Origin of the sequence: Streptomyces flavotricini (assembly GCF_020639365.1) — a bacterium.
Lineage (GTDB): Bacteria > Actinomycetota > Actinomycetes > Streptomycetales > Streptomycetaceae > Streptomyces > Streptomyces flavotricini.
On the sequence record NZ_JAINUL010000001.1, the window covers coordinates 5,253,143 to 5,275,049 of the forward strand.

Here is a 21,907-nt window from a genome sequence, read left to right on the forward strand (position 1 = left end):
CCGAGTTGTGGGATGGCGGGGCCGGAGTGATGATGCGGTCCATGGAAGGGACGACCACCACTCGGACCGGGATGCCCCCGTGCACCGGTTGAACAAGCGGCCGGGCAAGGGGGCCGCGACCGCACTCCTCGCGCTGCTCCTGCTGGCCGTCGGCGTACCGGCGGCCGTGCACCGTGCGGCCGGGCGCCCGCACGCGGATCCCGGCTGCAGCACCGTCGCGTTCATGTCGATGACCGGCGTGGCCCCCACCTGCCGGTAGCGGCCGCCACCGGCCGCGGGCGGGTCCGGCCGGCGCCGGCTCAGCGGTGCTTCTCCTCCAGGAGGACGTCCCGGTCGGCCTGCGCCAGGGAGGACACGCTCAGCTTGAACCCGGAGTGCAGGCTCGCCGTCTGGAGCCGGGCCTGCGCAGCGGCCGCGCCCGGGTGCAGGTTCACCAGGTCCCGGTCCGCGTCGGCCGACGCGGACCAGTCGTGCTCCTGACCGTCGCACTCGGCCTCCTGGCCGCCGAAGCCCAGGCGGGTGGTGGCCCGGTCGCCGGCGTCCTGGGTGAGCGTGACCTGGATTTGCACTCCACGGGGTGACGAGGGCGCGCACGCGTAGGTCCCGTAAAGGGTGACGTGGCCTTCGGAAATATGACCGACTCCCCGTACGGAAATCGCATTCTGGTGGGAGCGGGCGTCGGCCGGGGCGGTGAACGCGGTGGCGGCGGCCAGTGCGGAAAGCACCGTCACGGCCAGGCGGCGGGTGGGAACTCGCATGAATCCTCCATGGGGGTGGGTCGGCACGAAAGCGCCGAAACGCATTGTGCTGGCAGATGGCGGGCAACTCCCTCCGCACACTCGTGTCGGTGTGTGCAATTGCCCGCTCGGGCGCGTGAGACTGACCGGAAAACCTCCCGAAGGTCCCCGAAGGGATCACGCATGCGCCAGTCCGCTTCCGTCCTCGCCGCCGCTCTCCTGCCCTTCCTGCTGTTCGGTGCCACGGCCTGCTCCGGCGCCCCCGAGGGGGCCGCGCTCGCCCCCGCCGCGGGCCCCGCCGTCCCCGTGGACGACGGCGCTCCGGGGGCCGGTGAGGATCCCGCCGCACCGGAGGGGGGCGCGGCCGCCTCGAAGGACGCCCATGTGGGCGACTCCGTACGGGTGCGCGGCCGCCAGGTGGGCCGGCACCTGCAGGCCGTGCTCAACGCGTACGTCGACCCGGCGGTCAGCGTGGAGAAGAACTACGCCCCGGCCGCGGGCAAGCGCTGGGTGGCCGCCTCGATGTCGTTCGTCAACGTCGGCGGGGACTCGTACGGGGAGCTCGGGCACATGTGGGCGTACGACAGCGCGGGCGGGCGCCACGGGGTGGTGCCGACCGGTGAACTGACCACCGGGAAGCCCCTCGTCTTCGATTCCCTCGCGGTGGGCCGGCGGGCCGAGGGGTGGGTGGTGTTCGAAATCCCGGAAAAGGCGCGCATTGTGCGCCTCCAATACCAGGACGCGAACATGCGGGCGAATTCCGGAGAGGGATTCTGGGTCGTATAGCCCGCCCGGGTGAAAGGCCGAAAAGGCGCGGCGGAGAGAGCACTAGGGTGCGGCGCATGACTTCAACTCAAGCCGAAACCGACCGGTCCCACCTCGGCACCCTTTCCGTGCTCGCCTGGATCGGCGACCCCTCCGAGGGCCACGACATCCCGTACCTGCTCGCCTACACCCTCGGTGACGGGCCGCTGGGCGCGGAGGCCGGGGAGAAGGCCGCCCGCGGGCTTCTGGAGGAGATCGGCCTGCCCATCGGTGACGTGGTCATGGACGGCACCCGCAACCCGGCCGGCTTCCCCGTGCAGATCGTCCTCGCGGACAACCAGGTCGCGCTGACCCTGCCGGGGCTCAACGCGACCTGCACCGCCCCCGACGAGTGGGTCGCCGCGGCCAACGAGAGCGGCCAGGCCTACTTCCTGTTCGCCACGCGCGCCTGGCCCGAGGCGGTTCCGGGCAAGCCGGTCGATCCGAAGACCCTCCAGGAGTTCGCGGGCGACGAGTCCGTGCTCACGGGCAGCGCCCACTGCGTGCTCGCGGTGCGCCGCCTCCAGTAGGGACGGCCCCCCGCTCCGGCCGCCGGGCTCCCAGCCCGCCCGGTGGCCGGTACCGCACCTCAGGGGCGTTCGAAGGCGAACTTGAGCGAGCGGACCCGGTTGTCGAAGTTCGAGCCCGCCAGGTCCGGCAGCCCCACCGCCCGCAGTCCCACCGGCCGGGTCAGCAGCTCGCGGAACAGGGCCTTCATCTCCACCCGGGCCAGGTGCGCGCCCAGGCAGAAGTGCGGGCCGCCGCCCCCGAAGCCCAGGTGCGGATTGGGCGAGCGGGTGATGTCGAAGGCGTCGGGGTCGGGGAAGACCGCCTCGTCGCGGTTGGCGGAGGCGTAGTACAGCACCACCTTGTCGCCGGGGCGGAACAGGTGTCCGCCCAGGGTGTGTTCGGCGGCCACGGTCCGGCGGAACTGGATGATCGGCGTCGAGTGGCGGATCATCTCGTCCACCGCTCCGTCCGCGTACGTCTCGAAGTCACCCAGCAGCAGGTCCCGTTGGCCGGGGTGGTCGGTCAGCAGGGTCAGCCCGTGGGTGATCGCGTTGCGGGTGGTCTCCACCCCGGCCACCATCAGCAGCGAGAAGAACGCGCCGAGCTGGCGGGCGTTCAGGGCTTGCCCATCCACGTCGGCGCTGACCAGCGCCGAGATCAGGTCGTCGGTGGGGTTCTTGCGCCGCTCACGGCCGATGCCCGCGACCATCCGCTGCATCTTGGCCAGGGCCCGCAGTCCGCGCCCGGGCATCCGCAGCCGCGAGGCCAGCCCCCGCTCCACACCGATGTTCTCCGAGGCGTGGTTGACGCGGTCGGCGATCTCGGCGCGGTGGCGCTCCGGGATGCCCATCATGTTGCAGATGACCTCCAGCGGCAGCCGGGAGGCCACGGCCGTGACGAACTCGTCGGGCTCCTGCGCCAGTACGTCGTCCACGATCCGGGCGGCCACCGCGTGGATGTCCGCCTCGGCCGCCGCCAGCAGCCGCGGGGTGAACGCCCGCTGCACGATCTTGCGCAGCTGTGCGTGGTCCGCGCCGTCCAGGTTGACCATCGAGTCCCCGAACAGCGCCCGCACCCAGCGGGCCGGCTCGGGCGTGGTCACCCCGGGCGCGCTGGCGAACACCTTGGGCAGCCGGCTCGCCTCCTGCACGTCCGCGTGCCGTACGAGGGCCCAGTGCCCGCGGCCCTTGCCCTCGGGCACGTAGACCGGGGAGTCCAGGGCCCGCAGTCGGGCGAACGCCGCGAGCCGGGCCGCCGGGGGCTGCTGCCAGAACGCCGGGTCGGCGAGCTCCCCGTACTCCGCCACCGCCGCGCCCGTGTCCGCGTACCGCTGTACCGGGACCTTCATCGTTTCTTCTCCCTGTCGCCGGCGCGCTCGCCCTGGCCGCCGCGGCCGTGCCGCCCGCCGTCCTCACGCACCAGAACGCTCCCGGTCGGCCAAGGTCACGCCCACCGCGACGGCGGCGGAGGCGACCAGCCCGGCCCAGAGCACCGCCTGCGCGCCGGTCCACGCGCAGGCGAGGATCGCCAGCGCCGTGAGCGGCAGCACCAGCTGCTGGGCCGTGCCCCGCTTGAAGTGGCGGGAGTGCAGGAGCCAGACGAAGGCGAGGAAGAGCGCCGCCGGAACGCACACCGCGAGGTTGGCGGCCAGCGCCGAGACGTGGGCCTTGCCGATCGCGTGCTCGACGGCCACTTCGAGGCCGGCGCCGATGGCGGCGGCCGACGCGAAGATCACGTAGTGCCCGTACCCCCACGGGATGGCCTCGCGGTTGCCCCGCAGCCGGTCGTGCGCGGGGACGGCGAAGTAGATCCACCAGGACGCGAAGACCAGCAGCAGCCCGCCGGCGGCGATCGGCAGCAGCTCGCCCAGCGCCTCGTGCTCGTCGATCGCCGACTGGACCGCGACCGTGCTGGCGGCGATGGTCTCGCCGAGGACGATGATGGTGAACAGGCCGTACCGCTCGGCGATGTGGTGCGGATGCCAATGGGTCTGGTAGCTGCGCTCGGCGACGGCCGGGATCAGCAGCTCGACCAGCACCAGGATCATGAACAGCCACCTGCGGGAGTGCTCGGGGGCCATGAGCAGCGCCACCCAGCCGGCCTGGCAGACCAGCAGACCGATCGCGTACGTGAGCGCGGTGCGCCGGGCCGGCCCCTCCTCCCCGGCGGCGGCGCGCAGCCACTGCACGGTGAGCGCGAGCCGCATCACCACGTAGCCGAGGACGCAGATGGTCCAGTCGTTGTCGTTGAAGGCGCGCGGGATCCCCGCCGAGTAGATGAGCACACCGGCGATCTGCACGAGGGTCGCGATCCGGTACGGCACGTCGTCGACGTCGTAGGCGGAGGCGAACCACGTGAAGTTCATCCAGGCCCACCACACACCGAAGAACACGAAGAGGTAGCCGGTGATGCCGGCGCCGACGTGGTCTTCGGCGAGCGCGTGGACGAGCTGGCGGCCGGCCTGCGCCACGGCGACGACGAAGCAGAGGTCGAAGAACAGCTCCAGCGGGGTCGAGGCCCGGTGGCTCTCGCGCCGGCTGCGGGAGGTCATCCGTACGTACGTCATACCGCACAGGACAGCAGCCGTACGCCGGTCGGCAGGCGAGGCGCGCGGCCGGAGCCCCAGACCTACGCACTGTGGGCGACGGGACCTTGTCCTTGTCTGCCGCGCGACGTTCTCCTCTGATGCCGGGGGCCCGCCGGGACGGAGGCTGGATGGGTCAGGACCCTCAGGAGTCTTCTCAAACCCCCAGGACATGCCATGAGTTCCGCCACGCAGGATCTGCGCACGGAGACGGGCCGCCGCGCACAGGCGCCCGATCCGGCGCAGTACCGCCCCGGCCGCACCATCACGGACTGGACGCCGGAGGATCCGTCCTTCTGGCGGACCACGGGCAAGCGGGTCGCCACCCGCAACCTGTGGATCGCGGTGCCGGCCCTGCTCGTGGCCTTCGTGGTCTGGCAGGTCTGGAGCATCACGGCGACGAACCTCAAGGACGTGGGCTTCGGCTTCAGCCAGTCGCAGCTGTTCTGGCTGACGGCCGTGCCGGGCGTCACCGGCGGCACGGCGCGGATCCTCTACACCTTCCTCGGGCCGATGATCGGCCAGCGCCGCTTCACGGCGATCTCGACACTGGTGCTGATCGGCCCGCTGCTGTGGCTCGGCTTCGCCGTGCAGGACCCGCAGACCCCGTACGGCACGATGATCGCGATCGCCGCGCTGTGCGGCATCGGCGGCGCCAACTTCTCCTCCTCGCTGGCGAACATCGGCTTCTTCTACCCGAAGCAGGAGAAGGGCAACGCGACCGGCGTCAACGGCGGGCTGGGGAACCTGGGCGTGTCGGTGGTGCAGCTGCTCACCCCGATCCTGATCACCTCGTCCGTGCTGGCCATCGGGGCGGGCCAGAAGAAGGCCGACGGCTCGGAGATCCACCTGCAGAACGCGGCGTTCGTCTGGGTCCCGGTCCTGATCGTGCTCGCCGCCGTCGCCTGGTTCGGCCAGAACGACCTGAAGGTGGCCTCCACCCCCTTCAGCCAGCAGAAGGTCATCTTCAAGCGCAAGCACAACTGGCTGATGACCTGGCTGTACGTCGGTACGTTCGGCTCCTTCATCGGTTTCGCGGCGGCCATGCCGCTGCTCATCAAGACGACCTTCCCGGCGTACTCGGTGGCGACGTACGCCTGGATGGGCCCGGCGCTGGGCGCCCTCGCCCGCTGGGCGGGCGGCTGGATCGCCGACAGGCTGGGCGGCGCACGGGTGACGATCCTGTCGTTCGCGGGCATGGCCGGCTCGATCATCGGCGTGATCACCTTCCTCCCCTCCGGCTCCGACCAGGGCTCCTTCCACGGCTTCTTCCTCTGCTTCCTGTCGGCGTTCTTCTTCTCGGGCATCGGCAACGGCTCGACGTTCCGCCAGATCCCGGTCATCTTCCGGAGCCAGCACCTGAAGGGCCTGACGGAAGGGACCCCGCCGTACGCGGCCGCGCTGAAGCAGGCGGAGATCGAGTCGGGCGCGGTCACCGGTTTCACGGCGGCCATCGCGGCGTACGGGTTCTTCTTCATCCCGGCGATGTTCGCCAACTTCGCGGTGACCAGCGCGATGTGGGGCTTCGTGGGCTTCTACGCGAGCTGTGTGGCGGTGGCCTGGTGGTTCTACGCCCGCAAGGGCGCCGAGGCCCCCAGCTAGGCCGTGCCTTTCGGATCAGGGCGGGGCCGGACCATCCGGCCCCGCCGCCGTTTCCCACACTTTGTGAATCCGTTCACAAGTACGCAAAGGGCTTTCGGTCCGAGGGAACCTGCAGGTCGGCCGGGGTGCGGCGGTGGAGCCTTCGCGCGCGGCGGGACCTTCGGGCCGCAGGTCGGGACCAACGCGGCGGCAAATGATCGATCAAACGGCGTCCAATGGAATCAAGCAACGAGGCGACGGATCTGGATCGAGAGGTGCCGGCCATGACTGCCATCCCCGCGGAGACCACCGAGAACGGCGAGGCCTGGGAGGGCTTCAAGGGCGGTCTGTGGCGCGACGCCATCGACGTACGCGACTTCATCCAGCAGAACTACACGCCGTACGGGGGCGGCGACGAGTTCCTCGCCGGCCCCACCCCCCGCACCACCGCCGTCTGGAAGGTCATCACCGACACGTTCCCGCGGGAGCGCGAGAAGGGCGTCCTCGACGTCGCGTACGACATCCCGTCGACCATCACCGCGCACGCGCCCGGGTACATCGACCGCGAGAAGGACCTGATCGTCGGCCTCCAGACGGATGCCCCGCTCAAGCGCGCGATCATGCCGTACGGCGGCTGGCGCATGGTCGCCGGCGCCCTGGAGACGTACGGCTACCCGGTCTCCGAGGAGCTGGAGAAGGTCTTCACGGAGTACCGCAAGACCCACAACGCCGGTGTCTTCGACGCCTACACCCCCGAGATCCGCGCCGCCCGCAAGGCCGGCGTCATCACCGGGCTGCCGGACGCGTACGGCCGCGGCCGCATCATCGGCGACTACCGCCGCGTCTCCCTCTACGGTGTCGACCGCCTCATCGCGGTCAAGAAGGAGGAGAAGGAGGAGCTGAACTCCCTCTCCGCGAGCCCCCGCCCGCTGGAGGAGACGATCCGCCTGCGCGAGGAGCTCTCCGAGCAGATCCGCGCGCTCGCCGAGCTCAAGGCGATGGCCGCCTCGTACGGCCACGACATCTCCGCCCCCGCGCGCACGGGCCGCGAGGCCGTCCAGTGGCTGTACTTCGCCTACCTGGCCGCCGTGAAGGAGCAGAACGGCGCCGCCATGTCGCTGGGCCGCACCTCCACCTTCATCGACGTCTACCTCCAGCGCGACATCGAGGCCGGGGTCCTGACGGAGGAGCAGGCGCAGGAGCTCGTCGACGACTTCATCATCAAGCTCCGGATCGTGCGCTTCCTGCGCACGCCCGAGTACGACGAGCTGTTCTCCGGTGACCCGACCTGGGTCACCGAGTCCATCGGCGGCATGGGCGAGGACGGCCGCCCGCTGGTCACCCGCACTTCCTTCCGCTACCTGCAGACCCTCTACAACCTGGGTCCGGCCCCCGAGCCGAACATGACCGTCTTCTGGTCGCCGCGGCTGCCCCGGGGCTTCAAGGAGTTCTGCGCGCGCGTCTCGATCGACACCTCCTCGGTGCAGTACGAGTCCGACGAGCTGATGCGCCCGCGCTTCGGCGACGACACCGCGATCGCGTGCTGCGTCTCGGCGATGCCGGTCGGCAAGCAGATGCAGTACTTCGGCGCCCGCGTGAACCTCGCCAAGACCCTGCTGTACGCGATCAACGGCGGCCGGGACGAGAAGTCCGGGGAGCAGGTCGGCCCGGCCGGCGGTGCCATCACCGCGGACGTGCTCGACTACGACGAGGTCATGGCCAAGTTCGACGCGCAGATGGAGTGGCTCGCCGACACGTACGTCCACGCGCTGAACGTCATCCACTACATGCACGACAAGTACGCGTACGAGCGCATCGAGATGGCGCTCCACGACCGCGACGTGCGGCGCACGATGGCCTGCGGCATCGCCGGTCTGTCGGTGGCCGCCGACTCCCTGTCCGCCATCAAGTACGCCAGGGTCGGGGTGGTCCGCGACGGGACCGGGCTGGCCGTCGACTACACCGTCGAGGGCGAGTACCCGGCGTACGGGAACAACGACGACCGGGTCGACGGCATCGCGGTCTGGCTGGTCGAGGAGTTCATGCGCAAGGTGCGCCGCCACCCGACGTACCGCGGCGCCGAGCACACCCAGTCCGTGCTGACGATCACATCGAACGTGGTCTACGGCAAGAAGACCGGCAACACCCCGGACGGCCGCCGCGCCGGCGAGCCGTTCTCCCCGGGCGCCAACCCGATGAACGGCCGCGACACCCACGGCTACGTCACCTCGGCGCTGTCGGTCGCGAAGCTGCCGTACGAGGACGCCGAGGACGGCATCTCGCTGACCAACACCGTCACCCCCGACGGCCTGGGGCGCACCCCCGAGGAGCGGATCAGGAACCTGGCGGGCGTCCTCGACGGCTACACGGCCGGCGACGGCTTCCACATGAACGTCAACGTTCTCCGTCGCGAGGTGCTGCGGGACGCCATGGAGCACCCGGAGAACCACCCGCAGCTGACCATCCGCGTCAGCGGCTACGCGGTGAACTTCGTCCGGCTGACGCGGGACCAGCAGCTCGACGTGCTGAACCGCACCTTCCACGGCTCGCTGTAGCCCGGAGGGCCGTGCGGTCCGGGGCCGGCCCTCATCCGGCTCCGGACCGCCCACCAAGGATCTCCGACCGAGATCGAGAAACGACGGACCACAGCTCGAGGGGCGCCTGCCATGACCATCCTGCTTCCCCTTCCCACGACCCTGGCCGCTGCCGCGACCCACCGGCCCAGCGAGGGCTCGGTGCACTCCTGGGACCTGTCGACGGGGGTCGACGGGCCCGGGACCCGCTTCGTCACCTTCCTCTCCGGATGCCCGCTGACCTGCCTGTACTGCCACAACCCCGACACCTGGCGGATGCGGGCCGGCAAGCGCACCCGCGCCGACGACGTCATCGCCGAGGCCCACAAGTACACGCGGTTCATCGCCGCCGCCGACGGCGGCGCCACCGTCTCCGGCGGCGAACCGCTGCTCCAGCCCGTCTTCACGGGCGAACTGCTGCACCGGATGAAGCACGAGCTCGGGCTGCACACCGCCCTGGACACCTCCGGGTTCCTCGGCGCGCGGGCCACCGACGCGCTGCTGCGCGACGTGGACCTGGTGCTCCTGGACATCAAGTCCTGGGACCACGAGACCTACCGGAAGGTGACCGGGCGGCCGCTGCGGCCGACGCTGGACTTCGCCCGGCGCCTGGCCGGCCTCGGCAAGGAGGTGCACCTGCGCTTCGTGCTCGTGCCGGGGCTGACCGACGCCGGGGAGAACGTCGAGGGCGTCGCCGCCTTCGCCGCGGGCCTCGGCAACGTCTCGCGGGTCGACGTCCTGCCCTTCCACAAGCTGGGGGAGGGGAAGTGGCAGGCGCTCGGGAAGGAGTTCACGCTGCACGACACCCCGTCGCCCACGGCGGAGCAGATCGAGCGGGCCAGGGCGGTCTTCGAGCAGCGGGGGCTGACGGCGGTCTGAGCCGCGGGAGCGGTGCGGGCCCGCTGCACCCTCACTCGTCCGGCCCATCCTCAACTACGTTACAACGGGACTAATCGGTACAGACCGCCTAGCGTGGTGCTGTGCCCGAGCCCTCAGAAACCCTCGCCGCGGAGCCGCCGACGCCACCGCCCCCGTCCGTTCCTCCGCGCCCGGCAGAACCGCCGCTGACGGGGACCCTCCCGCCGGCCGGGCCGTCCGTCACCGCACGGGCCACGCTCGCCGGCACGCTCGTGTCGGTCCTGCTCATCGCCGCGATCGTGCTCGGCAGCCGGCTCCTGCGCGACTTCGACTCCGCGCTGCTCCCGTACGCGGTCGCCACCGTCTTCCTCGCCTTCGGCGTGGCCTACCGGTACACGGTCTGGGTCTCCGCGCCCGGCGCCCGGCGCCTGTTCAAGAAGGGCTTCGGCAGCTTCTTCTCCGCCGCCAACTTCCGCAAGGCCCCCACCGCCGTACCGCGGATGATCGCCACCTACCTCGGCTTCCAGAAGTTCCTCGGCGCCCGCTCCCGCTCCCGCTGGGCCGCTCACCAGCTGATCTTCTGGGGCTGCCTGCTGGCCGCGGCGATCACCTTCCCTCTCACCTGGGGCTGGTTCACCTTCACCTCGTCCACCGGCTCGGGACCGGGCTACGAGATGCGGATCTGGGGCTTCAAGGTCCTCGGCTTCAACGCGCTGAACGTCGTCGGCTGGCTGATGTTCCACGGCCTGGACATCGCCGCCGTGCTCGTCATCCCCGGTGCCTCGTACTTCCTGTGGCGGCGGATGAAGGACCGCGGGGCCATCACCGGCCAGCGCTTCGCCTACGACCTGCTGCCGCTGATCTGCCTGATCGTGATCTCGGTGACCGGGCTGCTGCTCACCTTCTCCTCGATCTTCCTGCACGGCGGCGGGTACGAGTTCCTGGCGCTGATGCACATGGTGTCCGTGGTGTTCACCCTCATCTACATCCCGTTCGGGAAGTTCTTCCACATCGTCCAGCGGCCCGCCGCCGTCGGCATGCAGCTGTTCAAGTACACCGCCCGCCAGGACGAGGAGGTCTTCGCCTGCAAGCGCTGCGGCGAACCCGTCGACACCACCCCGTACGTCGAGAACCTGCGCGGCACCATGCAGGACCTGAAGCTCGACTTCAACGCCTTCGTCGAGTACTGCCCGCGCTGCAAGCGGGTGCTGCGCGGCAACGCCTACCTCGCGCACGTCAAGAAGGGCTTCAAGTGACCGCGACGGACCCCGCCAAGGCGGCCGCCCCACCCCTCGACCCGTCGATCGCCCCGCCCGGCACGCGCAACTTCCGCGACGCGGGCGGCATCCCGGCCGACCAGTGGCACGCCGACCAGAACGGCGAGACCCTCGTCCCCACCCACTGCTGCTTCTGCGGGGTGCAGTGCGGGATGTACCTGCGGGTGGACCGCGGCGGCAAGGTCTTCGGAGTGGAGCCCCGCAACCACGACATCAACCGGATGCGGCTGTGCCCCAAGGGGATCAACGCGTACCAGCAGGTCAACCACCCCGACCGGCTGACGGCGCCGCTGATGCGCCGCTCCCGGGACGAGGAGTTCCGGGAGTGCTCCTGGGACGAGGCCCTGGACTTCACCGTCTCCGAGATCCGCCGCATCCAGGGCGCGTACGGGAACGACGCGTTCGGGCTGCTCGGCGGCGCCAGCCTGTTCTCCGAGAAGACGTACCTGGTCGGCAAGTTCGCCCGGGTCGCGCTGAAGACCAAGCACGTCGACTACAACGGCCGCCTGTGCATGGTCAGCGCCGCGGGCGCCAACAAGCTCGCCTTCGGCATCGACCGGGCCGGCAACCCCTTCTCCGACATCCTCCTCACGAACTGCCTGCTCATCGCCGGATCGAACGTGGGGGAGTGCTTCCCCGTGATGACCCAGTACCTGTGGGGCGCGCGGGACCGGGGGGCCACACTGATCGTGGTCGACCCGCGTGAGACGGCCATCGCCCGCACCGCCGACATCCACGTCGCGATCAAGCCCGGCACCGACTCGGCCTTCTTCAACGCCGTCCTGCACGTCGTCGTCGCCGAGGGCCTGACCGACGAGGCCTACCTCGCCGCCCACGCCACCGGCTGGGACGAGGTCAAGGCGACCGTCGCGCAGTACCCGCCCGCCCGCTCCGCCGAGATCTGCGGGGTCCCCGCCGAGCAGATCGTCCAGGTCGCGCGTGTCTTCGCCGGCGCGGGCAAGGCCATGGCATGGCACGCCCGCGGCATCGAACACCACTCCCAGGGCGTCGAGAACTGCCTCTCCGTCATCAACCTGTGCGTCGCCACCGGCCACCTCGGCAAGCCCGGCGCCGGCTACGGCACCATCACCGGCCAGGGCAACGGCCAGGGCGGCCGGGAGCACGGCCAGAAGTCCGACCTCCTCCCCGGCGGCCGCTCCATCACCAACCCGGAGCACCGGGCGCAGATCTGCCGGATCTGGGGCATCGAGGAATCCGAACTCCCCGGCGCCGGGACCTCCATGATGGAAATGGTCTGGCAGATGCAGCGGCGGGAGATCCGCGGCCTCATCGGCATCTGCAACAACCCCTTCGTCTCCCTCCCCAACTACGCGGTGGTCAAGGACGGCTACGACACCGCGGAGTTCCACGCCCAGTTCGACTTCTTCCTCTCCGAGACCGCAGCCAACGCCCACGTCGTCTTCCCCGTCACCACCTGGGCCGAGGACGAGGGCGTGATGGCCAACGCCGAGGCCCGCGTGGTCAAGCACAACAAGGCCCAGGAGCCCCCCGCCGGGGTGCGCACCGACACCTGGGTCATCTGCGAGCTGGCCCGAAGGCTCGGCGCCGGGCAGCACTTCGAGTTCCCCGGTTCCCGCGAGGTGTTCGAGGAGCTGCGGATCGCCTCCGCGGGCACGGTCAACGACTACTACGGCATCACCTACGACCGGCTGGAGGAGACCGGCGGGATCGCCTGGCCCTGCCCGTCCACCGAGCACCCGGGCACACCCCGGCTGTTCGAGGACGGCCGGACCTACCACCCCGACGGAAAGGTCCACCTCCAGGTCGTGGAGTGGCATCCGCCCATGGACCCCTACACCGACGAGTTCCCCCTCTCGCTCACCACCGGCCGCACCGTCGCGCACTTCCTCTCCGGCAACCAGACCCGCCGCCTGGGCGCCCTCGTCGAGCAGACCCCGCGCCCCTGGGTCGAGGTCCATCCCTCGCACGGCTTCCGCAACGGCGACCCGGTCAGGGTGGTCACCCGCCGCGGCAGCGAGGTCTTCCCGGCCCTGGTCACCGAGGCCATCCGCCCCGACACCGTCTTCATCCCGTACCACTGGCCCGTCCCGACGGCCGCGAACGCCCTGACCATCGACGCCCTCGACCCCCGCTCGAAGATCCCCGAGTACAAGGTCTGCGCCGCCCGGATCGAGGCCGCCGAGCGGGTCGACGAGGTGCCCGCGCCGCCCACCGCCCCGGGCCACGAGGCGTACCCGGAAGCCCAGGCCTCCCGCACCGACCGCCTGCCTCCCACGTCCCCGCAGGGCCGTGGCACGGCGGAGAGGAGCTGACCCCGCCATGATGGGCCGCACGATCTTCATCGACCCGGGGCGCTGCATCGGCTGCCAGGCCTGCGTCTCCGCCTGCCGCGAATGCGATTCCCACCGCGGCAAGTCGATGATCCACCTGGACTACACCGACCCCGGCATGTCCGTCGCCTCCCTTCCGACCGTCTGCATGCACTGCGAGGACCCGGTCGCGCCCTGCGCCGAGGTCTGCCCCGCCGACGCGATCCTCGTGACCGCCGACGGTGTGGTCCAGCAGGCCGACACCAGCCGCTGCATCGGCTGCGCCAACTGCGTCAACGCCTGCCCCTTCGGAGTCCCGAAGATCGACCTCCAGGCGAAGCTCCAGATGAAGTGCAACCTCTGCTACGACCGCACCGCCTACGGGCTGGCACCGATGTGCGCCACCGTCTGCCCGACCGGCGCCCTCTTCTACGGAACCCTCGAAGAGCTCCAGGCCGAGCGCCCCGGCGTCCAGGTCGCCGACTCCTTCGCCTTCGGCGACGTCATGGTCAGCACCGGGGTAGCGATGGTCGTCCCCGCCGACAAGGTCCAGTGGCCCGTCCCCGGCGGCCTGCCCGTCGTCGAGATCAACGGAGTGGATGTGCGATGAGCCTCACCGAACCGCCCCCGCCCGCCACGGGACCGGAACTCGCGGGAGAGGACGCCGCCGAACGGCTGCGCGACCGGATCAGCGCCGACTCCCTCACCACCCGCCGCGACTACCTGCGGATCGTGGCCACCGTCTCCGGCGGCCTCGCCATCGGCGGTGTGGGCGTCGCCTCCGGCATCCTGCACCGGCACGGCGACAGCGACGGCCTGCCCCGGGCCAAGAAGGTCGCCGACCAGCTGGCGCCGGGCGAGTCCCTGGCCTTCCGCTTCCCCGGCGACGAGGACCGGGCCCTGGCCGTACGGCTGTCGGACGGCTCCCTCGTCGGCTACTCCGCCGTCTGCACCCACCTGGCCTGCGCCGTGCTGTGGCGCGAGGACCGGGGCGCCGACGGGGAGCTGTACTGCCCCTGCCACGAGGGCGTCTTCGACGCCCGCACCGGCGAGGTCACCGCGGGCCCGCCGCCGCGCCCCCTCCCCAGGATCTTCCTGACCGAAGAGGTCGACGGCAGCGTCTGGGCCGTCGCGACCGCCCGGTCGGGAGAGCCGGCGAAGGAAGCCCTGTGCCGGCAGTTCGGCGAGTCCCGCCCCGAGATGGCCCGCAGGCTCGGCTGCGCCGGGGCGGAGCGCGCCACCGAGAGCAGGCGGACATGAGCGACGGCGCGCTGCCTCCGCGCCCGGACTACCGACCGGGCAGCGCCCAGCCCCGGCTGAACCGGCCGGTGCGGGAGCGGTATCCGCAGATCCGCCCCACCAGCGGCTACGGAGACCCGCGGATCCGGCACACGGGCCCCGGCCCGGGCTCCGGCTCCGAACAGGAGCCGGAGCGCTCCTCGAAGCTCAACGCCCGTCTGACCCTGGCCCTCACGGTCGTGATCGGCCAGCTCTGGGGGCTGACGGTGACCGTCAACGAGTGGATGGAGGGCAACACCGGCACGGTCTGGTGGGGTGCGGGATTCCTGATCCTGTCCTTCCTCGCCGTGCTGGGACTGTGGCTCCTCGACCCGAAGGACCGATGACCATGTCCATACCCACCCCCGCCCCCTCCCCGGTGCGCTCGCACCGCCGGGAGACCTACAAGCCCGGTGCCACCATCGGAGACTGGCGGCCCGAGGACGAGGGCTTCTGGCAGTCCACCGGCCGCACCGTCGCCCAGCGCAACCTCTGGGTCTCGATCCCCGCGCTGATGCTCGGCTTCGTGGTCTGGCAGGTCTGGTCGGTCACCGTGGTCAAGCTGAACGACGTGGGCTTCGGCTTCTCGAAGTCGCAGCTGTTCTGGCTGACCGCCATCCCCGGCATCACCGGCGGCACCTTCCGGATCCTGTACACCTTCATCGGGCCGATCTTCGGCGAGCGGAAGTTCACCGCGTTCAGCACGATCATCCTGATCGCGCCCATGCTGTGGCTGGGCTTCGCGCTCCAGGACACCGGCACCCCGTACTGGGAGCTGGCGCTGATCGCCGCCGTCTGCGGGATCGGCGGCGCGAACTTCGCCTCCTCGATGGCCAACATCGGCTTCTTCTTCCCCAAGCGGGAGAAGGGCAGCGCCAACGGCCTCAACGGCGGCCTCGGCAATCTCGGCGTGAGCGTGGTCCAGCTGGTCGCCCCGCTGGTGGTCACCGCCGCGGTACTGGGCGCGCCCGCGGGCGGTCCGCAGCGCGACGCGAAGGAGAACACCGACATCTGGCTCCAGAACGGCGCGTTCCTCTGGGTGCCGCTTCTGGTGATCATGGCGCTGCTCGCCTGGTTCCTGATGAACGACCTCCGGGTGGCCGCGGCCCCCTTCAGCCAGCAGAAGATCATCTTCAAGCGCAAGCACAACTGGCTGATGACCTGGCTCTACGTCGGCACCTTCGGGTCCTTCATCGGCTTCGCCGCCGGCCTGCCCCTGCTGATCAAGAACAATTTCGAGGCACAGGGCTACCAGGCGACCACCTATGCCTGGATCGGCCCGTTCGTCGGCGCGCTCATGCGCTGGGCCGGCGGCTGGCTCTCCGACAAGATGGGCGGCGCCAGGGTCACCATGCTGTCGTTCGTCGGCATGGCCGCGTCCCTGGTCGTGGTGGTCTTCGCGCTGCCGTCGGGTGGCGACCAGGGCAGCTTCTGGGCGTTCTTCATCGGCTTCCTCGCCGCCTTCGCCTTCTCCGGGCTCGGCAACGGATCGACTTTCCGCCAGATCCCGGTGATCTTCCGGGACCAGCACATGCGGGAGGCCGAGGGCAAGGGGGCCGAGGCACAGGCCGCGGCCCTGAAGCAGTCGGAGATGGAGGCGGGCGCCGTCACCGGCTTCTCCTCCGCCATCGCCGCCTACGGGTTCTTCTTCATCCCCGCGATGTTCGCGGCCATGGCCGTCACGAACGCCCTGTGGCTCTTCATCGGCTTCTACGCCACCTGCCTCGCCGTGTGCTGGTGGTTCTACGCCCGCCCGGGCGCCGAGGCCCCCAGCTGAACCGGCGCCGGGGTCGGGGCAGGGGCCGGGGTTGGGGTCGGGGTCGGGGCAGGAGCGGGGTCGCGGACCGGGGCGGGGGCGGCCGTACCCTGGAGGCATGAGCAGCGCCCCCGCCTCCGACCCGCAGCCCTCGCAGCCCGAGCCCCGGCCCGAGGCCGCCCCCGCGCCGCGTCCCAAGCCCCGGCTCGTCTTCGACGACCCGCTGGACCAGCAGTCCTCGGACGACACCGACCGCGGGTGGGGCGAGCGGCCGGCCTCCGCCGGAAGCGCGGCCGACCTGGCCCGCTTCCTCGACGAGAAGCCGCCGCACCACGTCTGACCTGTTAGTACCCCGAGCCGGGGTGACCGTACTGGCCGCCCTGGCCGCCCTGGCCGCCGTACCCGCCCTGGCCGCCCTGGCCATTCTGGCCGCGCTGGGCGATGAGCTCGTCCCGGATCTCCTTGAGGACGACCAGCTCGGTGATCTCCATCGTCTCCTGCACGCCCTCCTTGGCCCGGCGGCGCTGCTCCATCCTGGCCAGGTACTTCGACATCGGCAGCACCATCAGGAAATAGACGACCGCGGCGGTGATCAGGAACGTCAGCGCGGCGTTCAGCACCGAGCCCCAAAGGATGTTCACGCCGATGGCATCCCCCTTCGCGTCGATGCCGCAGGGGCCCTTCAGGCAGGACGTGTAACCGTCCAGGCTCTTCGTGCCGATCGCGCCGACCAGCGGGCTGATGATCCCCTTCACCACCGAGTTCACGATGTTCGTGAACGCGGCGCCGATGACGACCGCCACCGCCAGGTCGACCACGTTGCCGCGCATCAGGAAGGCTTTGAAGCCTGCCAGGACGCCTTCCTTCTTCTTCTCGCTCACTACTGGGCCTCTCTTCGAATCCGCCGAACATGGAGCCAACGGTTCCGAAAGCTACGGCAGTCCGGGCCCGGCGTGTCCAATCGGGGCAGGACTGGTGGGGACGTGACTGAACGCCAGTCCGATTCGACGCTGTCCGCTTCAGCACAGTGTCACCGCCAGTCGCGCCACCGCGCCCGCTCCCACGAGGGCCCGCGCCGTGTCCCTCGGCACCGACAGGACGACCAGCGCCCCGGCGTCCGCAACACCCTTCTCCGGATCGGGCACTTCGGCGACGCGGGCGCCCGCGGCCACCACCCGCGGCGGACCCGCGCGCTCCGCCGCGACCACGTCCACCCGGTCCCCGGGCCGCAACAGCCGCACCGTCGCCGCGTCCGCGATGCGCACGGGTGCCGACACCCACCGCACCACGGCCGGCGGGGACTTCACCTCCGGGGGTGCGGCGCCCCGCGAGGCCTGGGCCGCCTCCGTCCCGCCCACCACCGCCAGCGCGGCCGCCAGGACGGCCAGGCCGCCCGACGCGGCACGCCGCCGGCGCCGGACGGCCCGGCGCAACCGGTCTGCGCCCCGGCCCACGCGGAGCGGGGGGAAGGACGGGACCGGGCGCGCGGGGGGACACGTGGAAGAGGGTGAGGAACAAGGGGACTTGGACATGACGGCCACCACCGGTGAATCGGATTCCGATGCCCGGACCCAGCGCCCGGACACCCCTCACGATCCGCCGTCCCGCGAAATCCCGCTCAGGCCTGTGGACAGTCCCCACCCTGTGGACAACCCCGTCACCCACACGAGTGGGCGGCCGTCAGACCCGGCGATCTCCCCGCGACCCCCGCCGCACCGCGGGCGAGCTGCTGCGGGGGTCGCGGGGGAGTGAGCACCGGCCCGTCACCCGCCGGTGCCCGCTACCCGCCGGCCCGTACGCGGCGCAGCGCGGCCACCGGGTCGGCGGCCCGCGTGACCGCCCGGCCCACCACCACGTGCGAGGCCCCGGCGGCGAAGGCGGCCCGCGCCGTCCCGGCCCGGGAGCCGTGCTCGCCCGCGCTCCCGCCCGCCAGGGTCACGCCCGGCGTCACGATCAGGGCCCGCGGCCCCAGCGCGTCCCGCAGTGCGCCCGTCTCGCCCGGGGCGGCGATGACCCCGTCACAGCCGGCGCCCACGGACAACCGGGCCAGTCGCAGCACCTGCTCGTCGGTGGTCGCGTCGATGCCGATGTCGGCGAGATCGCGCCCGGTCATGCTGGTCACCACCGTCAGCGCGAGCACCCGCAGCCCGGGGAACCCCCGGGCCGCGTCCACCGCCGCGGCCATGATCCCCGTACCGCCCATGGCGTGCACGGTCACCATGGACGCACCCAGGGCGCCCGCGGCGCGTACCGCGCCCGCCACGGAATTCGGGATCTCGAAGAGCTTCAGGTCCAGGAACACCTCGTGCCCGCGCCCGACCAGCTCCTCGACGAGGCCCGGCCCGGCGGCGGTGAGCAGCTCCAGCCCGATCTTGTAGTGGCCGCAGGCGTCCCCGAGGCGGTCGACGAGCGCCTCCGCTTCCCTGCGACCCGCGAAGTCGAGGGCGACGATCGTCCGGCTGTCGTTGATCACCCGGCCATTGTGCGGCGCGGCCCGGCCCGTCGTCCTCAGGGCCCCCCGCGAGGGCGCGCGGAGCGGTCCCGTACGCGTCACGGGCCGCACGGGCCCCACGGGCGTCACCCGGCGTCAGAGTGCCGTCGGGGTCCTCGTGGCGGCGAACCGCGCCACCGCGTTCCGGAGCCTTCGAGGAAGCCGGGCGGGTCGCCCGCGACGAGGCCGGACCCGCCGTTCGCGGAGGCGGCGAAGGCCGCGAGGACGGCGTCCACCCGCGCCGTGAGGTCCGCGGCCCAGGCCCGGATCCAGGCCCGGAGCCAGGCCGCGTCGAGGCCTCCGCGCTCAGGGCAGTTCGATGCCCAGGTCCCAGCCGTCGTGGGCGTGGGTGCACAGGCAGGCGCGGGAATCCGTGGCGGGGAGGGCCGAGACCGCGTCGAAGAGGACCTCGCGCAGGCGGCCCACGTTCTCGCCGAACACCTTCAGGACCTCGGTGTGGGACACCCCCTCACCCGTCTCCGCGCCCGCGTCCAGGTCCGTGACCAGAGCCATCGACGTGTAGCAGAGCCCGAGCTCGCGGGCGAGGACCGCCTCCGGGTGGCCCGTCATGCCGACGACCGACCAGCCCATCGCCGCGTGCCACTTGGACTCGGCGCGCGTCGAGAAGCGGGGTCCCTCGACGACGACCATCGTGCCGCCGTCCACCGGCTCCCACTCCCGGCCGCGCGCCGCCGCCAGCGCGACCGAGCGGCCCACCGGGCAGTACGGGTCGGCGAAGGTGGTGTGCACGACGTTCGGCACGGTTCCGTCGGGCAGCGGCTCCCCGTCGAAGAAGGTCTGGGCGCGGGACTTCGTACGGTCGACCAGCTGGTCGGGAACGAGCAGCGTGCCCGGACCGTACTCGGTGCGCAGGCCGCCGACCGCGCACGGGCCGAGGACCTGGCGCACGCCCACCGAGCGCAGCGCCCACAGGTTGGCCCGGTAGTTGATCTTGTGCGGCGGGACCTTGTGGCTGCGGCCGTGGCGGGGGAGGAAGGCGACCTGGCGCCCGGCCAACTCGCCGAGGAAGAGGGAGTCGCTCGGGGGCCCGTACGGGGTGTCCACCCGGACCTCGGAGACGTCGTCCAGGAAGGAGTAGAAGCCCGAGCCGCCGATGACACCGATCTCTGCGTTAGCCATGCCGCCACCCTAACCGGGCATGCGCAAGGCCCCGCCGCCCGGAAGGGCGACGGGGCCTTACGAAGATCGGACGAAGCCGGGGATCAGGCGGCCGACGTGGAGCCGGTGCTCGTGCTCGACGTCGAGGACGACGAAGAAGCGGCCGGAGCGGCGGCGGGCGTCGACGGCTTCGAGGTGGCAGGGGTGCTGCTCGACGAAGCGCCACGGCTGTCGTTCCGGTAGAAACCGGAACCCTTGAAGACGATGCCGACCGCGGAGAACACCTTCTTCAGGCGTCCGTGGCAGTTCGGGCACTCGGTCAGTGCGTCATCGGTGAACTTCTGCACGGCCTCAAGGCCCTCACCGCACTCGGTGCACTGGTACTGGTAGGTCGGCACGAATTTCCTCCTGGCACTCTGACTCGATGAGTGCTAACGACGTTCCATGGTGACGTATTCCGGCCGATCAGTCCACCGTCACCGGCACGCGGTGACCGACACCACGCTCGTTCACCCGCGCAGCAGGGGCCTCGGGGGCAACGGTGGCGGGCGATCCCGCCGAGGAGTTGATGATCCGGCTCGGGGCCTTCGGGGCCAGGCTCGAGCGCAGCGCGAGCAGGGTCGCCAGCGCCAGCACGGTGCCCGCCATCGGCACCAGGAAGCCGTACGAGGACCCGTGCGCGTCCGTCAGGCGGCCGGCAAGGGTCACGGCGGTGGCCTGACCGAAGGCGACGGCGCCGGTCAGCCAGGTGAAGGCCTCGGTCCGGGCGTTCGCCGGGATCAGGGACTCGATCATCGTGTAGCCGGTGATCAGGGCCGGGGCGATGCACAGGCCGACGACCAGGCCGAGCGCGCCCAGCAGGATCATCGAGTGCGCGGTCCACAGGACCGAGGCGGCCACGGTGAGGCCGGCGTAGCCGAGCAGTAGCCGGCGGCGCGGGCCGATCTTCCAGGCGATGGCGCCGCAGGCGATGCCCGCGGTCATGTTGCCGGCCGCGAAGACGCCGTAGAGCAGGCCGTTGGCGCCCGGGTTGCCGATCTCGTTCGAGAAGGCGGCCAGCGACACCTGCATGCCGCCGAAGACGGCGCCGATGCCGAGGAAGGCCACGATCAGGACGCGCAGGCCCGGGAAGGACAGCGCGGAGGCGTGCTTCTCGCCGTCTGCCGCTACGGCGTGCGGCTTGGGCTGGGTGGCGCGCTGGGCGGCGAAGACCAGACCGCCGGCCAGCGTCAGCGCGGCCTCGGTGATCAGGCCGGCGGCCGGGTGGACACCGGTGCACAGCGCGGTGGCCAGCACCGGGCCGACGACGAAGGTGAACTCGTCGGTGACGGACTCGAACGCGGCGGCCGTCGGCAGCAGCGGGGAGCCCTCCAGCTTGGCGGCCCAGCGGGCCCGGACCATCGGTCCGACCTGCGGGACGGAGGCGCCGGCGGGGACGGCCGCCAGGGCCAGCGCCCACACGGGAGCGCCCAGCAGCGCGAGCGCCACGAGGGTGCTGACGGCCGCGGAGTGCATGAGGACGACGGGGACCAGGACGGCGCTCTGGCCGCGGCGGTCGGTGAGCTTGCCCATCACCGGGGCGGACAGCGCCATCGAGACGCCGGTGACGGCGGCGACGATGCCGGCGCTGCCGTAGGAACCGGTGGTGTGCTGGACGAGCAGCAGGATGCTGATGGTCAGCATGCCGAAGGGGAGCCGGGCGGCGAATCCCGGGAGAACGAAGCCGATGGCGCCGGGCGTGCGCAGGAGCTGCCCGTAACCGGGGCGTGCGGACTTGTCGGTCGTGACCGCGGATGTCACGGCCTGGCCTTTCCGCTGCCTGGTAGAGCGTCCCCGTCTGCGGACGGTGTGCCGCCTCGTGAGCGACCGCACCCGTACATGTGGGAGCCCCGAGAGCTGTCCTCTTGCGCAGAACCGAGTGATACCTGGGCGCCCACTGCGGGAGGGAGCCACGGCCGCTTTGCGGTCGCGCCAGCTCTGCGTCAGGCAGAGTTGGTTCGATGTGGTGTGCCTTTATCGTACAGGCAGACCACATGTGTGTCCTGTGA

The 21,907-nt window shown here is 71.3% G+C and carries 22 protein-coding genes; 13 read left to right on the forward strand and 9 right to left on the reverse strand.

What is annotated here, in order from left to right:
• Nucleotides 1-79 precede the first annotated feature (79 nt).
• Complete coding sequence (locus tag K7B10_RS23910) at nucleotides 80-259, forward strand: hypothetical protein (RefSeq protein ID WP_229338946.1); 180 nt, start codon at nucleotides 80-82, stop codon at nucleotides 257-259.
• Nucleotides 260-299: 40 nt separating this feature from the next.
• Here K7B10_RS23910 and K7B10_RS23915 read toward each other — a convergent pair whose 3' ends face one another.
• Complete coding sequence (locus K7B10_RS23915; RefSeq protein ID WP_229338948.1) at nucleotides 300-758, reverse strand: DUF6299 family protein; 459 nt, start codon at nucleotides 756-758, stop codon at nucleotides 300-302.
• A 162-nt stretch (nucleotides 759-920) separates the two neighbouring features.
• Here K7B10_RS23915 and K7B10_RS23920 point away from each other — a divergent pair, with 162 nt between their 5' ends.
• Nucleotides 921-1,523: a DUF4352 domain-containing protein gene (locus tag K7B10_RS23920; protein ID WP_229338950.1), complete on the forward strand. Its 603-nt coding sequence runs from the start codon at nucleotides 921-923 to the stop codon at nucleotides 1,521-1,523.
• 56 nt (nucleotides 1,524-1,579) lie between these two features.
• A complete protein-coding gene (locus K7B10_RS23925) occupies nucleotides 1,580-2,071 on the forward strand; it encodes a DUF5949 family protein (RefSeq protein ID WP_229338952.1) in 492 nt (163 codons plus the stop codon).
• Between the two features lie 59 nt (nucleotides 2,072-2,130).
• Here K7B10_RS23925 and K7B10_RS23930 read toward each other — a convergent pair whose 3' ends face one another.
• Together K7B10_RS23930 and K7B10_RS23935 are read right to left on the reverse strand one after the other, a co-directional pair.
• Nucleotides 2,131-3,399 (reverse strand): cytochrome P450, encoded by a 1,269-nt coding sequence (locus tag K7B10_RS23930; protein WP_229338954.1) that lies wholly within the window; start codon nucleotides 3,397-3,399, stop codon nucleotides 2,131-2,133.
• 63 nt (nucleotides 3,400-3,462) lie between these two features.
• The gene (locus K7B10_RS23935; protein ID WP_229338956.1) at nucleotides 3,463-4,617 is read right to left on the reverse strand and encodes a low temperature requirement protein A; all 1,155 of its coding nucleotides are present in this window, start codon (nucleotides 4,615-4,617) and stop codon (nucleotides 3,463-3,465) included.
• Between the two features lie 195 nt (nucleotides 4,618-4,812).
• On the opposite strand from K7B10_RS23935, the gene K7B10_RS23940 reads away from it, so the two are divergent.
• The 10 genes from K7B10_RS23940 to K7B10_RS23985 all read left to right on the forward strand — a co-directional run bounded on the left by K7B10_RS23940 (nucleotide 4,813) and on the right by K7B10_RS23985 (nucleotide 16,589).
• Nucleotides 4,813-6,237: an MFS transporter gene (locus tag K7B10_RS23940; RefSeq protein WP_229338958.1), complete on the forward strand. Its 1,425-nt coding sequence runs from the start codon at nucleotides 4,813-4,815 to the stop codon at nucleotides 6,235-6,237.
• A 263-nt stretch (nucleotides 6,238-6,500) separates the two neighbouring features.
• On the forward strand, nucleotides 6,501-8,771 hold the full coding sequence (gene pflB / locus K7B10_RS23945; RefSeq protein WP_229338960.1) for a formate C-acetyltransferase: 2,271 nt from the start codon (nucleotides 6,501-6,503) through the stop codon (nucleotides 8,769-8,771).
• A 111-nt stretch (nucleotides 8,772-8,882) separates the two neighbouring features.
• On the forward strand, nucleotides 8,883-9,668 hold the full coding sequence (pflA, locus tag K7B10_RS23950) for a pyruvate formate-lyase-activating protein (RefSeq protein ID WP_229338962.1): 786 nt from the start codon (nucleotides 8,883-8,885) through the stop codon (nucleotides 9,666-9,668).
• A 101-nt stretch (nucleotides 9,669-9,769) separates the two neighbouring features.
• The gene (locus K7B10_RS23955; RefSeq protein ID WP_229338964.1) at nucleotides 9,770-10,903 is read left to right on the forward strand and encodes an MFS transporter; all 1,134 of its coding nucleotides are present in this window, start codon (nucleotides 9,770-9,772) and stop codon (nucleotides 10,901-10,903) included.
• The gene (locus tag K7B10_RS23960; RefSeq protein WP_229338966.1) at nucleotides 10,900-13,218 is read left to right on the forward strand and encodes a molybdopterin oxidoreductase family protein; all 2,319 of its coding nucleotides are present in this window, start codon (nucleotides 10,900-10,902) and stop codon (nucleotides 13,216-13,218) included. Before K7B10_RS23955 ends, K7B10_RS23960 begins: the two co-directional genes overlap by 4 nt.
• Before the next feature lie 7 nt (nucleotides 13,219-13,225).
• A complete protein-coding gene (locus K7B10_RS23965; RefSeq protein ID WP_229338967.1) occupies nucleotides 13,226-13,825 on the forward strand; it encodes a 4Fe-4S dicluster domain-containing protein in 600 nt (199 codons plus the stop codon).
• Nucleotides 13,822-14,475, forward strand: coding sequence for a QcrA and Rieske domain-containing protein (locus K7B10_RS23970; protein WP_229338969.1), 654 nt, complete (start codon nucleotides 13,822-13,824; stop codon nucleotides 14,473-14,475). Before K7B10_RS23965 ends, K7B10_RS23970 begins: the two co-directional genes overlap by 4 nt.
• The gene (locus K7B10_RS23975) at nucleotides 14,472-14,840 is read left to right on the forward strand and encodes a DUF6755 family protein (RefSeq protein WP_229338971.1); all 369 of its coding nucleotides are present in this window, start codon (nucleotides 14,472-14,474) and stop codon (nucleotides 14,838-14,840) included. The genes K7B10_RS23970 and K7B10_RS23975 overlap by 4 nt, the downstream gene beginning before the upstream one ends.
• Before the next feature lie 2 nt (nucleotides 14,841-14,842).
• Nucleotides 14,843-16,270 (forward strand): NarK family nitrate/nitrite MFS transporter, encoded by a 1,428-nt coding sequence (locus K7B10_RS23980; RefSeq protein ID WP_229338973.1) that lies wholly within the window; start codon nucleotides 14,843-14,845, stop codon nucleotides 16,268-16,270.
• 97 nt (nucleotides 16,271-16,367) lie between these two features.
• A complete protein-coding gene (locus K7B10_RS23985; protein WP_229338975.1) occupies nucleotides 16,368-16,589 on the forward strand; it encodes a hypothetical protein in 222 nt (73 codons plus the stop codon).
• Between the two features lie 4 nt (nucleotides 16,590-16,593).
• On the opposite strand, the gene mscL is transcribed toward K7B10_RS23985, so the two are convergent.
• The 6 genes from mscL to K7B10_RS24015 form a co-directional block, all read right to left on the reverse strand.
• On the reverse strand, nucleotides 16,594-17,130 hold the full coding sequence (gene mscL / locus K7B10_RS23990; protein WP_229338977.1) for a large conductance mechanosensitive channel protein MscL: 537 nt from the start codon (nucleotides 17,128-17,130) through the stop codon (nucleotides 16,594-16,596).
• Between the two features lie 138 nt (nucleotides 17,131-17,268).
• Nucleotides 17,269-17,703, reverse strand: coding sequence for a hypothetical protein (locus K7B10_RS23995; RefSeq protein ID WP_308284629.1), 435 nt, complete (start codon nucleotides 17,701-17,703; stop codon nucleotides 17,269-17,271).
• A gap of 326 nt (nucleotides 17,704-18,029) precedes the next feature.
• Nucleotides 18,030-18,722: an orotidine-5'-phosphate decarboxylase gene (pyrF, locus tag K7B10_RS24000; protein WP_229338981.1), complete on the reverse strand. Its 693-nt coding sequence runs from the start codon at nucleotides 18,720-18,722 to the stop codon at nucleotides 18,030-18,032.
• Between the two features lie 324 nt (nucleotides 18,723-19,046).
• Entirely contained in the window at nucleotides 19,047-19,880 is an 834-nt protein-coding gene (locus K7B10_RS24005; protein ID WP_229338983.1) for an S-methyl-5'-thioadenosine phosphorylase, read from the reverse strand.
• A gap of 83 nt (nucleotides 19,881-19,963) precedes the next feature.
• Nucleotides 19,964-20,257 (reverse strand): FmdB family zinc ribbon protein, encoded by a 294-nt coding sequence (locus tag K7B10_RS24010; RefSeq protein ID WP_229338985.1) that lies wholly within the window; start codon nucleotides 20,255-20,257, stop codon nucleotides 19,964-19,966.
• Nucleotides 20,258-20,324: 67 nt separating this feature from the next.
• Nucleotides 20,325-21,659, reverse strand: a complete 1,335-nt coding sequence (locus K7B10_RS24015) for an MFS transporter (RefSeq protein WP_229338987.1) — start codon at nucleotides 21,657-21,659, stop codon at nucleotides 20,325-20,327.
• Nucleotides 21,660-21,907 lie beyond the last annotated feature (248 nt).

Bases quoted from the DNA above. Each gene is read 5' to 3' on its own strand.
- K7B10_RS23940 (WP_229338958.1), top strand. From the start codon at position 4,813: ATGAGTTCCGCCACGCAGGATCTGCGCACGGAGACGGGCCGCCGCGCA.
- K7B10_RS23975 (WP_229338971.1), top strand. From the start codon at position 14,472: ATGAGCGACGGCGCGCTGCCTCCGCGCCCGGACTACCGACCGGGCAGC.
- K7B10_RS23930 (WP_229338954.1), bottom strand. From the start codon at position 3,399: ATGAAGGTCCCGGTACAGCGGTACGCGGACACGGGCGCGGCGGTGGCG.
- K7B10_RS23965 (WP_229338967.1), top strand. From the start codon at position 13,226: ATGATGGGCCGCACGATCTTCATCGACCCGGGGCGCTGCATCGGCTGC.
- pflB (WP_229338960.1), top strand. From the start codon at position 6,501: ATGACTGCCATCCCCGCGGAGACCACCGAGAACGGCGAGGCCTGGGAG.
- K7B10_RS23985 (WP_229338975.1), top strand. From the start codon at position 16,368: ATGAGCAGCGCCCCCGCCTCCGACCCGCAGCCCTCGCAGCCCGAGCCC.
- K7B10_RS23915 (WP_229338948.1), bottom strand. From the start codon at position 758: ATGCGAGTTCCCACCCGCCGCCTGGCCGTGACGGTGCTTTCCGCACTG.
- K7B10_RS23920 (WP_229338950.1), top strand. From the start codon at position 921: ATGCGCCAGTCCGCTTCCGTCCTCGCCGCCGCTCTCCTGCCCTTCCTG.
- K7B10_RS23935 (WP_229338956.1), bottom strand. From the start codon at position 4,617: ATGACGTACGTACGGATGACCTCCCGCAGCCGGCGCGAGAGCCACCGG.
- K7B10_RS23980 (WP_229338973.1), top strand. From the start codon at position 14,843: ATGTCCATACCCACCCCCGCCCCCTCCCCGGTGCGCTCGCACCGCCGG.
- K7B10_RS23925 (WP_229338952.1), top strand. From the start codon at position 1,580: ATGACTTCAACTCAAGCCGAAACCGACCGGTCCCACCTCGGCACCCTT.
- K7B10_RS24005 (WP_229338983.1), bottom strand. From the start codon at position 19,880: ATGGCTAACGCAGAGATCGGTGTCATCGGCGGCTCGGGCTTCTACTCC.
- K7B10_RS23970 (WP_229338969.1), top strand. From the start codon at position 13,822: ATGAGCCTCACCGAACCGCCCCCGCCCGCCACGGGACCGGAACTCGCG.
- pflA (WP_229338962.1), top strand. From the start codon at position 8,883: ATGACCATCCTGCTTCCCCTTCCCACGACCCTGGCCGCTGCCGCGACC.